At 43.1% G+C, this 13,568-nt stretch carries 19 protein-coding genes; 17 read left to right on the top strand and 2 right to left on the bottom strand.

Translation table 11 applies throughout. From position 1 onward, the window contains the following. Nucleotides 1-245: 245 nt before the first annotated feature. On the bottom strand, nt 246-707 hold the full coding sequence (locus R7190_RS18865) for a hypothetical protein (protein ID WP_014386844.1): 462 nt from the start codon (nt 705-707) through the stop codon (nt 246-248). A 400-nt stretch (nt 708-1,107) separates the two neighbouring features. On the opposite strand from R7190_RS18865, the gene R7190_RS18860 reads away from it, so the two are divergent. From R7190_RS18860 to R7190_RS18800, 13 genes are all read left to right on the top strand, one after another. Further along, on the top strand, nt 1,108-1,920 hold the full coding sequence (locus R7190_RS18860) for a hypothetical protein (protein ID WP_276456103.1): 813 nt from the start codon (nt 1,108-1,110) through the stop codon (nt 1,918-1,920). 54 nt (nt 1,921-1,974) lie between these two features. Further along, a complete protein-coding gene (locus tag R7190_RS18855) occupies nt 1,975-2,364 on the top strand; it encodes a hypothetical protein (protein ID WP_017086033.1) in 390 nt (129 codons plus the stop codon). After that, nucleotides 2,354-2,758, top strand: a complete 405-nt coding sequence (locus tag R7190_RS18850) for a hypothetical protein (protein ID WP_046224253.1) — start codon at nt 2,354-2,356, stop codon at nt 2,756-2,758. The genes R7190_RS18855 and R7190_RS18850 overlap by 11 nt, the downstream gene beginning before the upstream one ends. Before the next feature lie 173 nt (nt 2,759-2,931). After that, a complete protein-coding gene (locus tag R7190_RS18845) occupies nt 2,932-3,453 on the top strand; it encodes a hypothetical protein (protein ID WP_046224252.1) in 522 nt (173 codons plus the stop codon). Nucleotides 3,454-3,534: 81 nt separating this feature from the next. After that, entirely contained in the window at nt 3,535-4,008 is a 474-nt protein-coding gene (locus tag R7190_RS18840) for a hypothetical protein (protein ID WP_014386849.1), read from the top strand. Between the two features lie 10 nt (nt 4,009-4,018). After that, complete coding sequence (locus tag R7190_RS18835; RefSeq protein ID WP_014386850.1) at nt 4,019-4,312, top strand: hypothetical protein; 294 nt, start codon at nt 4,019-4,021, stop codon at nt 4,310-4,312. Between the two features lie 5 nt (nt 4,313-4,317). Further along, a complete protein-coding gene (locus tag R7190_RS18830) occupies nt 4,318-5,448 on the top strand; it encodes a hypothetical protein (protein WP_014386851.1) in 1,131 nt (376 codons plus the stop codon). A 2-nt stretch (nt 5,449-5,450) separates the two neighbouring features. Continuing rightward, nucleotides 5,451-6,413, top strand: coding sequence for a signal peptide peptidase SppA (gene sppA, locus R7190_RS18825; RefSeq protein ID WP_014386852.1), 963 nt, complete (start codon nt 5,451-5,453; stop codon nt 6,411-6,413). Between the two features lie 12 nt (nt 6,414-6,425). Further along, a complete protein-coding gene (locus R7190_RS18820) occupies nt 6,426-7,301 on the top strand; it encodes a DsbA family protein (protein ID WP_014386853.1) in 876 nt (291 codons plus the stop codon). Nucleotides 7,302-7,319: 18 nt separating this feature from the next. Continuing rightward, a complete protein-coding gene (locus tag R7190_RS18815) occupies nt 7,320-8,894 on the top strand; it encodes a hypothetical protein (protein ID WP_014386854.1) in 1,575 nt (524 codons plus the stop codon). Nucleotides 8,895-9,079: 185 nt separating this feature from the next. Beyond that, nucleotides 9,080-9,502: a hypothetical protein gene (locus R7190_RS18810; protein ID WP_017086025.1), complete on the top strand. Its 423-nt coding sequence runs from the start codon at nt 9,080-9,082 to the stop codon at nt 9,500-9,502. A 67-nt stretch (nt 9,503-9,569) separates the two neighbouring features. Next, nucleotides 9,570-10,022, top strand: a complete 453-nt coding sequence (locus R7190_RS18805; protein WP_228209261.1) for a thermonuclease family protein — start codon at nt 9,570-9,572, stop codon at nt 10,020-10,022. Continuing rightward, entirely contained in the window at nt 10,019-10,534 is a 516-nt protein-coding gene (locus tag R7190_RS18800; protein ID WP_014386857.1) for a hypothetical protein, read from the top strand. The genes R7190_RS18805 and R7190_RS18800 overlap by 4 nt, the downstream gene beginning before the upstream one ends. 4 nt (nt 10,535-10,538) lie before the next feature. Here R7190_RS18800 and R7190_RS18795 read toward each other — a convergent pair whose 3' ends face one another. Next, on the bottom strand, nt 10,539-10,814 hold the full coding sequence (locus tag R7190_RS18795) for a hypothetical protein (RefSeq protein WP_014386858.1): 276 nt from the start codon (nt 10,812-10,814) through the stop codon (nt 10,539-10,541). A gap of 379 nt (nt 10,815-11,193) precedes the next feature. On the opposite strand from R7190_RS18795, the gene R7190_RS18790 reads away from it, so the two are divergent. The 4 genes from R7190_RS18790 to R7190_RS18775 are packed head-to-tail and all read left to right on the top strand — an operon-like array spanning nt 11,194 to nt 13,370. After that, the gene (locus tag R7190_RS18790) at nt 11,194-12,447 is read left to right on the top strand and encodes a DNA-methyltransferase (protein ID WP_032073048.1); all 1,254 of its coding nucleotides are present in this window, start codon (nt 11,194-11,196) and stop codon (nt 12,445-12,447) included. Nucleotides 12,448-12,472: 25 nt separating this feature from the next. Beyond that, nucleotides 12,473-12,715, top strand: a complete 243-nt coding sequence (locus R7190_RS18785) for a hypothetical protein (protein ID WP_014386860.1) — start codon at nt 12,473-12,475, stop codon at nt 12,713-12,715. Nucleotides 12,716-12,720: 5 nt separating this feature from the next. Next, the gene (locus R7190_RS18780; RefSeq protein WP_014386861.1) at nt 12,721-12,927 is read left to right on the top strand and encodes a hypothetical protein; all 207 of its coding nucleotides are present in this window, start codon (nt 12,721-12,723) and stop codon (nt 12,925-12,927) included. After that, the gene (locus R7190_RS18775) at nt 12,927-13,370 is read left to right on the top strand and encodes a hypothetical protein (RefSeq protein ID WP_014386862.1); all 444 of its coding nucleotides are present in this window, start codon (nt 12,927-12,929) and stop codon (nt 13,368-13,370) included. Before R7190_RS18780 ends, R7190_RS18775 begins: the two co-directional genes overlap by 1 nt. Nucleotides 13,371-13,568 lie beyond the last annotated feature (198 nt).

The following is a 13,568-nucleotide window of genomic DNA, read 5'->3' as shown; positions in this document are numbered from 1 at the left end:
TGCAAACGTGGTATCCAGCTCACTATCGCCATACGATGAACGTCATAAAAAATCATGCAGATATGAATGTCTTGAATATACCGAAGGCTTTATGTAATGCTTGGTACTACCTAGTTGTGTTTCCTTCGGTCCATAGGAACTGCTTTGGTGAAAGCAAAGAAGATAAATAGCACTAGAGGCTAATCAATGAATTAGAACCCGGTTTGGTGATGTTTCCGAGCACCGAAATAACATCACACATCGAATCAAGACCGGATAGACAACTCAGAACCATTACTCGCCATAACCTCCACAATACCAAACAGAGCTAACGAAAGAACAAACACTCCAGCAAGCAGTAACATAAAGTACCCTATCTCTTTGACTGCGAACTTGAGAGCTGACAACAGAGAGACCTGTTTGCCGGAAATCTTTGAGTAACCCCACTGAAATGCCAGGAACGAAGCTAGGCCGCAAAACGCAACTATACCTGCAACAACCAGAGGTTGTTCTATCAAAACATCCTTATTCAGAAAGCCTTTTGAAATCGCTACTGAGAACAATCTACCAATCAAAAACCCAGCCCCCACAGCCACTCCACTGCGAATTAAGACGACCTTAAAAGACTGGGAATAACTTAGCGTTGTTCCGTTGGTACGCCGAGAAGTGTATTGCACCACCAGCGTGGATATAGCTAATCCAAAGAAAGTAATAACGACAAATTCCATACAAGGCTCTCCAAGCCAATTCTGAGCGTCCAATAAAAAGCATAGGACACTGATTTTCTTTAATCGACCGTACTGACATTTACTTTAACCAGCCGTGAATTAGTGTATTGCATCATCTTTATAAGGTCATATAATGAGCTTAAAAGGTAAACCGAAAACGGACTTGGCTTTTCAACGTGAGATATCGAAAAGCAACCCAAAGACAACATTTAGATTGAATGATGGGTATGCATAAAAATAGATTGAATGCCGTCAAGAAAAGCAAAGTGCCTTTAAGGTAGTGTTTTGATAGATAAGGTAAAGTTGCATTGTTCACTAAAGGAACACAAAAGCAACCTAAAAACAACTTAGGAGTTAGGTAATGATAAATGGAAAACTAATAGGTTTAGGCGTGTCAATAATGTCGGTAATAATGACTGGTTGTGCGTCAACCTCCCAACCAGTGTCATACGATGAATCACACAGTCGCGCATATAACATCGCGCAGGCTGGTGGATTGTACGATGTAAGTGACAAATACGTCCCAAGAGAGAATTACGAGTCTTTGCAATTTGCAGGCAGCGCTGCGACAAACTCTCTTTTGTTTACCTCCTCCTTCGGCGCGAACCTAGATTTAACATCAGGGTTGGGATTGGGGCTTGTCACCTCTCTTTTAGAGCAGCCCGACACAGCATCCAGAAACAGCGTAATTGCATGGATGCCAAAGTCCGAAGCGTCATCCACCAAAAATGCTCAAGAAAAACTTTTGTTTGAAATGAAAACGGCCATTGAGTCAACGCTAGAAGAAATGGGATTAGAGTATGAAGCAACAAATGGCAATTCTGAACGCAAAGTAGAGTTCTACTTTCACAGTGAAGAATACGGTTGCCCCATATACAAACCAGGCATGACAAATGTAGATCTCTGCTACATAGCAACCGAAGTCTTTGAGCCCCGCGAAGCAAAGGCCCCTAGCTTTGTCGGAGTCGATGAAATTGATTCGTATGCTTTTGAATCAAACCACAGTGTTTACTACAACCGATTCCGAGTTACTCCCGGTAAAGGTAGCCATGTCCCAAGCGACAAAATATATTCACTTGTAAGCGGAAAACTTCCCTCTTGGGCTTATGTTTACGTAGCATCTGGGGACATACAGGTAGGTGAATCTAAAGTTAAAACGCCTTATATACTCGACAATGGCGAACCTCTATTGTTCATACACCCAGAGAACTAATTAGCTCTCCCCAAGCATTTTGCTTAGGGAGATTGCCTTTTTCAGGAGGTAGACATGCAGCAGCAGAAAGAACAAATTACACGCTCAACAATTTCATATAGAAACAAAAGAGCTAAAGAACAAATCCAGCACATACTCCAACTTGCCGAAAGGATTACCTCTGACGTCGAAAAGGAAAAACGAGAGTCCATGCATTTGTGTTTATGTTGCTATTACGCTCGTTCTCAACGAATAGGAGGAGCTGCGATAACATCAAAACCTTGTGGTGTTTGCGAAGAAACAATGCAGTTCGGCTCAACTGCTACTGATGCAGTCTGCGACAGCTGTGCAAAGGAACAGGGGTTATGTAAACAGTGCGGAGCAGACATTGAATTGGCGGAAAGAAGAAAGCCGTACCCTTTTGAGAATGAGATAAATACAAAGGAAATTTCAAATGATCAATGAGGAATGGTTTTCTGAGTTAGAAACAGTTCTGTTTGTGTTGGAGGACTGTCAGGTTGACTGTGATGGAATGACTTATCTAGTAAGCCATCTTCTGAAACAAGCCAACGTTGAACACTGTTGCATGTTCGGCTATGTAACAGAAAAGTCGTCAGGAGACGTAGTAACCCCTCATTGCTGGATTACATTGCCAGGAGACTACATCGTTGATCTCAGACTTAGAATGTGGCTTGGGGATTTCGATCATATTCCCCACGGCGTATTTAAATCAAGCTGCACACCAGATATCGTCTACGAAGGAAAAGGGCTAAGAGGCTCAAATTTAGATGTAGACACCTTAGATATGATGTCTGACGGTAGACTTTCACATGTGAAAGTCCCCTCTTTGCTTCACTAGTGCTCCACCAGCTGCAATAGCCCCTTCTACACGGGGCTCTTCCCTGCCCTAAAAGTCTTTCACGCTACCCCTTCCCTCATACCGAACCTAAATGCTTAGTACTTCCTAAGTGGCTACGTGACAAATATTTAAAGGGCTATATAATGATACTATAAAGTAATCGAGAGTATCTTATGAATATAGTCTTGTTGTTAGTTTCACTGATTGTCGCTCCATTTCTAATTGCCAAAGTAGACCTATGGCGGAAAAAGCATTTGCATGAGGTGCTCAGCTGGTGGAGTGAAGAAAACATGCCAAAAGAGTTGAGAAACGCAACTCTGTTTCTTTGTGAAGAAGATGTGGCAACAACACTACCTGTACCTCTGCATGGAAGAGTCGATCAAGTTTTTTTATCAAAAAAGAAAGTCCTTATCCCTCTGGATACCAAGTTAAGGAAAGATAACAGGATCTTTGAATCGGATGTAATCCAGCTATCTGTATACCGAGTGATTCTTAAAAATCAATACAACTTAGAGGTATCCGATTACGGGTACGTTAGAACGGTTGTCCCACAGCCCGACGGAAAGAACAAGGTTCGTTACATCAGAACAAAGTTACTGAATGAAAAAAAAGTCGTCTCTCTCTACTACAAATATCAGGCTATTAGGCAAGGACTAATAAAGACGTCCTGTTCGTGTGAGGGATTGTTTCATTGAGTTCTCAGTTGCCCTTATTGGGCATGTTGCCGTGAGAAGCTTTTGCTGTTTATCCGTTACTCTCATGGCAAAGGAGGGCTTATGCCATTAACAAGAATCAATAAAGCAATGATGTTGCTGATATCTATCGGCGGAGTAATTGCTGGTCTTGCAGGTAAACCTATCGTCGCCTGTACAGCATTAGGGGTAGTTCTTTGGCTTGCGGCCAAGAATGGAGGCTCAAACTCCATCATAGAAATCCGCAAAAAAGCAGCCAAATCAGCGTTCGACAATATGGATCTTGTCATTGATAACAAACGCTGGCTCGGGAAGGATGCAACGGTTGTTAAGGTTTCAAACATCACTGCGGCCAACGAGATAAAAGTGCCTTGGAACCTACAAATTCTTGCTAAATCGGTCAGAGGCACTTGGTTCACTGTAGATATGAGTGTGATTGGGAAAGACCAAATCCTAATCATGGCAATTAATGAGATTGATGAAAGCACAGTCAAGCGTCTGTTAGCGAATGATCACGACTTATACCGTCAATACTTCGGTGAACCAGAGTTGGCGTAAGGAGCGAAATGTGGAAAGAACTCAAACACCAGAAAAAAGTGAAGAAAACCTTAGTAACAAGCCATTGAATCAAGCTGGCTATGCTCAATGCCTGTTTATCCTTATCCAATCAGTGCTTTTCCCTGAGCTTGGCGCTGGTGGAGCAATGATCGCTGCCTTATGTGCAATGATGCCTTGGATGGTTATGTACGCTAAAAAAATGCCAGCACGAGTATTCGGTATGGTCATGGCATCTCTACTGCTAACCCCCTTCTATTCAATGCTATGCCTATTTGTCTTGAAGGTCATTGGAGTTGGAGTGTAGTGCGCATGGATCTATTGGCCCCATTCCTAATATCCGACTTGGAGAGACATGGCGCGAGTCAAGAGCTTATTCGTAATGCACAAAGCTTAAAACACTCGGCTTTCCGTTATAAACAAAAAGATATTGAAGAGCTGTCCAGAAAGCTTGGTATAGAAAGCCAGGAATTGATGGATGGGCATGTTCAATATATGACTTCAAGATTCACGAGGAAAATGAGCGGCATCATTTCATCATACCTAATGAAAGATACCGGACATTTCGCTATTCAATGTACAGAGCTTTGCCGAGAAGCAGAAGCACTTAGCCTTAAACGCAACCGCGAAGGAAAGCTGGTTCCGTATAGTGCAGCAAATGCTGTGGCTGTTGATCGAATGCTTGATGTCGTCATAGCCAGGGCAACGGAGCTTAAAAATAGAATAGCGGATGAGTTCTTCAACGCAGAAACTAGCTCTGTCTTCATAGAACAAAGAGAAGCTGGCACATTTTGCCCAGAAAAAAAGACTAAAAAACGTAAAGCAAGGCGAAGAAAGAGTTCACCTATTTACGTCAAAGGAAAGCCCTACGCTAGTTTAACCGAACTGGCCCAACAAACTGGTAAAGCAGAAAGGACTCTCTATTCAAGGATTAGGGATAAAGGGCTATTAAAAGCCTACCAAACCAACACTATGACAGATGAGAACTGGAACTCAGTCTTATCTGAACCACCAGCTCCAAACAAGGGCCCAAAGGCGGCCAACAAACCTATCACCTATAAAGGTGATTCCTACCCCACGTTAAACCATCTGGCCGAAGCCGCTAACTTAACGTACTCGGCTCTCTACCAGAGACTTCGACATCGAGAATTATTGGAAAAGGCACGATGTAACGAGCTTTCAGATATGGACTGGGAAAAGGTACTCAACGCTATTCCCCCTAATCGAAAAGCCGATGTTGAAATTGTGATAAATGGCAAGGGATACCCTTCCGTTGCGGCAGTCGCTACTAATTTCGGGTTAGCGGAATCCACGTTATCAGAGAGGTTAAAACAAGCCGACAAACTTGAATTAGCGAAAGAGAACAAATTAACCGAGGAAGAATGGGAGCTGTTTCTGGTTCCACCTCACCCAGGTCGAAAACAAACCACAACTAAGGAATAAACATGAGTGAAAACAATAAACCAGAAGCATGGGAAAAAGACATGATTAAAGATCTGGTCTTTACCCTCCATAAGGAACAGGTAAAAGACAGAAGATGGCGAAGAGGGATTCAGTTGATTCGCTCCCTTGGCTTTGTCCTTATGATAGTTGCATTTCTAACCGTAGCTTCAAATCCAGGAGGACTACCTTGGCAGACATCCAAAGCTGACACTCCACATGTTGCATTCATTAATATCAAAGGAGAAATCGCTGCGGGTTCACTTGCAGATGAAGATCATCTAATCCCTTCCATTCAGGCTGCTTTCAAAAATCCCCATGCAAAAGCTGTCGTTCTACGAATAAACAGTCCTGGTGGAAGCCCTGTGCAAGCAGGTCGAATATACGAAGAGATTCAAGCTCAAAAAGCAGAATACCCAGAAAAACAAGTTATCGCTGTAATTGATGATATCGGTGCATCTGGTGGCTATTACATCGCCGTGGCCGCAGACAAAATTTATGCGGACAAAGCAAGTATGGTTGGCTCTATTGGTGTCATCAGTTCTGGCTTCGGATTTACCGGGCTCATGGAAAAATTGGGTATTGAAAGACGAGCTATAACATCTGGTGAAAACAAAGCTTTGTTAGACCCATTCTCCCCTCTTTCAGAAGAGATAACTAGCTTCTGGAAGGAAGTGCTATCGAAAACCCACCAGCAATTCATCGAGCGAGTAAAAGAGAGCCGTGGTGAACGACTCAAAGCCGATCCAAAAGTGTTCTCTGGATTGATCTGGAATGGAGAGCAAGCACTTGAGATTGGGTTAATTGATGGTTTAGGAAGCCTACACTCAATTTCTCGCAATGTTATAGAAGAAACAAACCTCGTTGATTACTCACCAAGTGAAGACATCGTTAAGCGCTTAACACAACGCGCAAAAATGGAAGCTTCAACCCTGATTCATGAATTGGCAACTGTAAAAGTTTACTAAGGGCAAAATGTAATGTCAGAACAAACCACATCACAACAACAAAAATCATTCAGTCCAATGCAGAAAAAGCTACTGGCCGTTGGTGCTGCTATGACCCTAATTTTGGGAGCGTCTGTCGCTACAGTGGGATATCAAATTTACCAGACCAAAGAGTTGCTCATTCAAGAGCGCGATTCTCTCCAGTCGAAGATTACTCAACTAGAAAGTGACTATCGCTTTAAATCAGAAGAGCGCTTTAACAATGCAGTTCAAAAAGCACTGGAACATTTCGTTCAACAGAAACGCGAACAGGATATTCAGGCTAAATACGCAAAATACGAATCAGCTCCCGAACAAGTGCCTGACGATAAACGCATATATGGAAACCTGAACGCTCGATTCACGCTGGTGGAATTTTCTGACCTGGAGTGTCCGTTCTGCAAAAAATTCCACGACACACCAAAAGAAGTGGTGGATGCAAGTAACGGGAATATCAACTGGCAATGGAAACATCTGCCATTGAGTTTTCATAACCCAGCGGCAGAAAAAGAAGCGTTAGCAGCGGAATGTGTTGCTGAACAAAAAGGCAACCGTGGATTCTGGGTGTTCTTAGACGAAGTATTTGCCAAATCACAAGGCAATGGTGGTGGAGTACCTAATTTGGCAGAAGTTATTGAGAGTGTTGGTGCCGATGCTTCCCTAGTTCGAGAGTGTTTAGCTTCTGGCCGTTACGACCTGAAAATAGCAGCAGATGTGAAGCAAGCTACTGAAAATGGCATTTCAGGTACACCAGCGACTTTCATCGTAGATAACCAAACTGGGAAAACTCAGCTTATTCGTGGGGCACAGCCATCACAAGCTATCGCGGCCATCATTCGAAAAATGATGATTGAATCCGAAAACAACTAACAACAGAGGATGTAATTGATGTTAAGAAGAACAGCTTTAGCAGCTGCTCTACTATCAGTGTTGGCAGGATGTGGTGGTTCCAGTGGAGGCACTGGAACTACTTCCAATGGCAATGGTAGTGAAAGCAATAAACAAGACAACTCAACAGAAACAACAACGGTCGCTAAGCGAGAATGGCAAAAAGAAGTGTTACTGAGTTCTCCAACAAGAGATGCAACACTTCCTGTCATCCAGCTACAAAACGAAAATGGTTCGGCTGTTCTATACAGTGCCTGGGTCGAAGAAGCCAACAATGGCAAACCGGATGAGCTATATGCTTCTGTAGCCCCTATCGAAGACTATGCGAATGGCAATGTACCTAACAAAGTCAAGATAAGTGCCGATATTGGTGAAATACTAAGATCAGACTGGCAACCATTCATTGTCGATGAAAACCACTACAAGAGCTCTGTTCAAATGAGCCTTTCAAATCATGGTAATGCCTATATTACATGGGTACAGAGAGACAATAGTAACAACCAGAAACTGAACGTTTCCTATTACGACGCAACAACACAAGAATGGTCCCCACCATTAGAAGTTGATCATGTACTTATGACTGACGCGGCAGCTACGAATGAGGAAAGTCGAGTAAAAATCACCGACAACACTCTCTTCACTGACCCGTCAGGACAAAGCATCGTTATCTGGCAAACTCCGATTTTTGGCTCCGATACAAATGCATTGGAAATAGCCTGGTTAAGCAACGACGGCACAAAAGCCAATATCATTGCAACGACAGAACTTTCGAGAAATATAAAAACAAACAGTGACGGTGAAGTTAAAAGTGCTATCTCGATACATTCAGTAGAAACTTCTCCTGGCGTACTTGAAATCCTAAGTATCGAAAAGGGCGCTGATGATGAAAATGATGTCCTAGCCAAACATACCGTCAAACTTGGTCCCTTCAATACGCCTGTAGTGGAACGCAGCGTTATTGATGATGATGGAGTCAAGAGTGGTTTAGCATCTATCAACACTAACCTTACTAGCTATGCGCTATGGTCTGAAAGCCGAGGGGCGGGTTCTTCTGACCTAATCGGCGTAACATGGCGTAGTGACAACAATGGTTACTCTCCTATCTCAGGCATTCCCAATATAAGTGCCGATGCAGGGCAAGCTAGCTTAACCAGTACCAATGGAGATGTTCATGCTGTGTGGCGTCAACGCGACAATGTTGTTGGCAATACCATCAGAACAGAGAAGCTAATGTTTGCCACATTAGAACAATCCATAGCAAGTAACGTCACAGAGCTCAATTCAAACGGTGCTATATATCCACGTTTGTTTTCTGGAAATGACGACAAGTTATATACAACTTGGAATGGCGAGTACTTCCATATCAAAGAGGCATACATCGAATCTGGAGATATCCATTGGCAAGAAACATATCGTCCATCCTGTGACCCAACAACCGCGATTGATGACCTCTTGTGTGGTCTAGGTGTGCGGGAACGGTACAGCGCGATGGTCGATGGAGATTATGGTGCAATGTCATGGCTGAAAGATGTAAATGGCACAAAGTCAGTATTTATCTCTATCAGCACAAATTGACTTTCACATGTGAAAGCGGCCCCAGCAATTGGGGCCTTTTTGATTGGAGACTACTAAGTCCCCATCCAAAAAGGGCTTCTGGTTCAACGATGACAGTATCCGTCACAGCTATGGATCGGAATTAAATGAAAAAACAACCTAAAAACAACTTTCACATGTGAAAGTGGAATAGGTAAGGAGTGAAAATGAAACCACAAATGATGATAAAAATGGCAGCAGCCTACATGATGGCATCAGCTGTAATTTGGAGTGCTGGAGTATGGTTACTAGAACTACCCTCGCCTCTTGGTACTCAAACATGGACGACGTGGTTGGGAGGTCCAATTTTAGTTCTAGTATGCGCATCTTTCATTTCGTACTTGCTTGTAACCTATCACTCAACTGGATTGCTCTTCACTAAAATTTGGATGCTGTGCAATGTCTGCTTGTCTGGGTACAGCCTATTCATGACGTTCAATGATCTAATGCTGGCTGGTGGATGTTTAGCGATTCTCTTAGGGTCTCTTTGGTTCTTGAAGGAACTGGAGCGACCAGAAATGAAAGGGGCCTATACCGCTATTTCGGCATTACACAAACAAATGTGGAATGCTCTATCAGGACAACAGTAAGGAATTAATCATGCTTAAAAAAATTCTAACTACCACCCTTCTCTACTTCGTTTTTAATGCACCAATTATGGCTGAAACCTTTTATGGGAAGGTGGTACGAGTCAGCGATGGTGACACTATAAAAGTCCTCACAGATGCCTCATGCACTGGCACCTATCAGTGTACCGATGGTAAAAAAGAACACCGTATTAGACTTGCAGAAATCGACACACCCGAGTCGAAACAACCCTGGGGAAAGAAAGCAAAACAAGCCCTTCTTTCTATAGTGGGTGGGAAAGTCGTTCGTGTAGAACAAACCGACGTTGATCGTTATGGCCGCATTGTTGGTCATATCTACGTCGATGATTTGTGGGTAAACGGACAACTGGTAAAAACGGGTAACGCATGGGTATACAGGCGGTATGCAAAAAGCACTGAACTGTTTTCTTACGAGCAAGAGGCAAAACAGAATGGGGTAGGCTTATGGGCATTGCCGGAGGCAGAAAGAATGCCACCTTGGGAATGGAGACGTAAAAAGTGAAACTATCCATTAACAACCAACTGGGTAGGGATGTAAGCACATTGGCTTTGAATGTATTTGGTATTTTTGTCTATATCAGCCTGATCCGGATATACCTCCACCAGCTGACGCTTCCAGAGCCACTACTTTTTGCTCTTATGTTCTCCCTTGTATTCAATATCTACTATGAGTTTAAAGCGGGGATATCCCGCTTAACCCATGTAAGAATACTGTGTACCATCATTATCTTTTGTGTTGCGGCATTCCTTGCCCAAGAGATTAGAGGTGTCTATCTAACAACTATGGCCGAACTTACAAACTACGAGAACGCAGAAGAACTCATAGGGCAAGAGTACTTAAAAGCTGCTCAAAATAGAGTTGTTGGTTACGGTGGGTGTTTTGCAGTTGGTTTGGTAACGGCGAGAATGTTGCTCTACAAAATCTTAGTTAACGTGGCAAGTAGAGTTTTGGTATTGCCTAACTATCGCGGTAACGTTTGTCCAATGTGCCAGCAACCGACACAAATCCACTAAATCCTCAGCCGACTTTCACATGTGAAAGTCGGTACTTCATCATATCACCTGACGATAGAAGCCCTTTCTCCACAAAGCATTTCATCAAAGACATACTCAAAAAAAATCGCTCTCGCTCACTAAGGATCAAAATGTTGGCGTTATGCATTTCACGATATGCAATTACCGTCATCATACTTGCTTCAAGCGGTTCTGCTTGGCCTATTACTGCTTTAATGTCTGGCAGGCTATCTAGATCCACGCCAGGCACAGCTTCGTGCAGTGTATTTAATTTAAACACTAATATTTACCCAATAAATAAGTTACTTTCAAAGGTTCACGATAAGTAATAGTTAATATAGTAGATCTTATCAATGAACATAAAATGTTCTGTCAGAACATCGCAAGGATCTCATTATAGATAAAGAAGATCCAACTCGCACTTTCACATGTGAAAGTCTGTGGCATAAGTTGGCAGGAATCTCATATTTTACAAAACGTTACCCTAGCTAAGTCGCCATAAACTCAACAATGAATCACTTTAAAGAGCTCCCATTATCCAATTAGTTCAATTCCATCGAAGAGATATACCAACATCTCTACAGGATTTAGATGTTGCCATTTTATTTAAAGAACTATAAAATGATTCTATGAATTATTAATATTGGTCTGGAGCATAAATGAAACCAAACATGCAGGGGCAGCTGGAGCTTTTCCATGTGGAAGAAGCTTATGCACAAGCTGATGGTCCAATGACCAATGCCGAGCTATATGCGAAGGTAGCAAGTATAGCCGGGCTATCAGAGGCTGAAATCAATACTAAAGCCGAAATCGGCAAAGCCAAGGCACAACACAGCCCTATCAAAAGAAAAATTCGTTGGTTTCAGCAAACATTAAAGTCCATGAATATCATCCAAAAAGTGGACGGTGAGCGTGGCGTATGGAAGCTGGCAAACAAAAATAAAAAAGGGCTTCATGAAGCAATGGGCGAAGTAAAGCTTGTCGCATATTCAACAAATCTAGGCATCGCTATTTGGGGAAATAGCAAAAAGGTATTCACAGAGCTTGGAGAACCAATCCACCTTTGTGTGACATCCCCTCCGTATCCTTTAAAAATCGAGCGCGGGTATGGGAATGTTAGTGAACAGGCATGGGTGGACTTTATCACCGAGTCTTTGGAACCAATTGTAGAAAACTTGGTGCCAGGGGGTTCTGTGGTACTCAACGTGAGTAACGACATTTTTGAAAGTAAACGCCCTTCACGTTCAACTTACCTTGAACGTATGGTCTTAGCTCTAAATGATCGATTAGGGCTTTCATTAATGGACCGTTGGCCCTGGATAAACACATCCAAGCCACCAGCTCCAACCCAATGGGCTTGCGTTAACCGTATGCAGCTTTGTTCCGCGTGGGAACCTGTTTACTGGTTTACGAACGATCCAGACCGAGTTCGCTCTGACAACCGAAGAGTTTTGGTAGAGCACACTGAGCAACATAAGAAATTACTCGAACAAGGGGGCGATAGTCGTATCGCTACTTACGGTGATGGTGCTTACCGATTAAGAGGGAATGCCTTTTCCAATAAAACGCAAGGCAAGATCCCTAAAAACATAATCCAACGAGGTCATCGCTGTGCTGATACATCAGCTGTAAGGAAGATAGCCAAGGAATTGGGTTTACCACCACACCCTGCAATGTTTCCTACAGACATTCCATCATTCGCTATTGAGTTCCTAACCAATGAAGATGAGCTGGTGGTTGATCTCTTTTCTGGTAGCAATAAAACCGGACTGGCAGCGGAGAGAGCGGGGCGACGTTGGGTTGCATGTGACTTAATTTTAGAGTACGTGCGAACACAAGCTGAGTTGTTTAGCTCGTTTGCTGGCTTTTGGATGAATCCTGCTTTGGCCTGTGTCGGTCGAAGTGTTAAATAAACTCGTGATTACTGGAGAGTACATTATGAACAAACCTTCAAACACACCAAGCACACTGGTTGTATCCATGCTTTGTATTTTAGTCCTGGCTCTGGAGTTTGCTGCTGTAACCCATTTTACTGGTTCTACTTCACCTTTAGATTGGGATCGCATCACGCTTATCTCCGTTGCTTATTTAGCCGCAAGCACCATCTTAGGTGCCACATTTTGCTTGGTTAAAAGCAAGTTGCGTTTCAATACTCTGCAACATCAAAAAAATCTGGGATAGCAAGAATGCCAGAGCAATGTGATAAAGCAGGACTAAGCCGTTGGTGCAATAACCAGGATGTTCGACAGGTTCAGCTACGTAGCCAGGCTGCTGGTGTATTTGGTACGAACGAGTTCAAAGGGCCTGTCGTACATATGTGTAGTGAGTGTAGAAAGTCTAATAGAGGGTCTTTCAAGTTCTACACGCAACTCGAACCACAAGGAGCGAAATAGTGCAAAACCATAAAGAACAACTGTTCGAACTCATTAAGAACTCAGACAAGAAGTTTCTGGGAAACTGTTACCCTGAATACGGACAGATAGTAATCAGAGGGGCTGCTATGGGTGCGCCATATGATTTCGACCATGCTGTTGGTTATATCGTTCAAGTACGAGAGAAGCGTGGCGCATATGGCTCTGAACAATATCTTGTGCGTCATCCAAATGGAGAACTACACACACATGAAAACCAATCCTTCTGGCTACTAAACGAAGAGCATCAAGAGCAAGCTTTAGCTTTATTTGCCCAAAAGCCAACAGAAGAGGGGGGCGATACTGTTTACACGGTAGCCGAAGGTTTTCCAGAGTCCGGCTATATCATTCCTTTTAAAGAAGGTGCGCCAAAGAGCGAAAATCAGCATCTAACTATGGCAATTACTATCACGGAGAACAAATAGAATGGACCCTAAAAAGAAAGAGCTTGCGGAAATGTTCATTCAGAGTTGTATTGAGCAAGGCTTAACTATGGACGAGTCAGCTGAATTGTCAGCTCATATACTCATATCAGCTGTTAGTGCAAACGGGAAAAGTCATACGAGAATCGAGATTGCCAATCTCGGCTCAGTGGAAGTTGAATGCTAAGGGCTCTAGGAGGC

The organism is Vibrio sp. 1078-1, from assembly GCF_033340475.1.
The sequence above is the reverse complement of the archived record's forward strand: the minus strand, read 5'-3'. Positions and strand labels throughout refer to the sequence as shown.

Bases quoted from the DNA above. Each gene is read 5' to 3' on its own strand.
- R7190_RS18840 (WP_014386849.1), top strand. From the start codon at position 3,535: ATGCCATTAACAAGAATCAATAAAGCAATGATGTTGCTGATATCTATC.
- R7190_RS18815 (WP_014386854.1), top strand. From the start codon at position 7,320: ATGTTAAGAAGAACAGCTTTAGCAGCTGCTCTACTATCAGTGTTGGCA.
- R7190_RS18790 (WP_032073048.1), top strand. From the start codon at position 11,194: ATGAAACCAAACATGCAGGGGCAGCTGGAGCTTTTCCATGTGGAAGAA.
- R7190_RS18865 (WP_014386844.1), bottom strand. From the start codon at position 707: ATGGAATTTGTCGTTATTACTTTCTTTGGATTAGCTATATCCACGCTG.
- R7190_RS18820 (WP_014386853.1), top strand. From the start codon at position 6,426: ATGTCAGAACAAACCACATCACAACAACAAAAATCATTCAGTCCAATG.
- sppA (WP_014386852.1), top strand. From the start codon at position 5,451: ATGAGTGAAAACAATAAACCAGAAGCATGGGAAAAAGACATGATTAAA.
- R7190_RS18845 (WP_046224252.1), top strand. From the start codon at position 2,932: ATGAATATAGTCTTGTTGTTAGTTTCACTGATTGTCGCTCCATTTCTA.
- R7190_RS18785 (WP_014386860.1), top strand. From the start codon at position 12,473: ATGAACAAACCTTCAAACACACCAAGCACACTGGTTGTATCCATGCTT.
- R7190_RS18780 (WP_014386861.1), top strand. From the start codon at position 12,721: ATGCCAGAGCAATGTGATAAAGCAGGACTAAGCCGTTGGTGCAATAAC.
- R7190_RS18830 (WP_014386851.1), top strand. From the start codon at position 4,318: ATGGATCTATTGGCCCCATTCCTAATATCCGACTTGGAGAGACATGGC.
- R7190_RS18855 (WP_017086033.1), top strand. From the start codon at position 1,975: ATGCAGCAGCAGAAAGAACAAATTACACGCTCAACAATTTCATATAGA.
- R7190_RS18810 (WP_017086025.1), top strand. From the start codon at position 9,080: ATGAAACCACAAATGATGATAAAAATGGCAGCAGCCTACATGATGGCA.
- R7190_RS18850 (WP_046224253.1), top strand. From the start codon at position 2,354: ATGATCAATGAGGAATGGTTTTCTGAGTTAGAAACAGTTCTGTTTGTG.
- R7190_RS18860 (WP_276456103.1), top strand. From the start codon at position 1,108: ATGTCGGTAATAATGACTGGTTGTGCGTCAACCTCCCAACCAGTGTCA.
- R7190_RS18805 (WP_228209261.1), top strand. From the start codon at position 9,570: ATGGCTGAAACCTTTTATGGGAAGGTGGTACGAGTCAGCGATGGTGAC.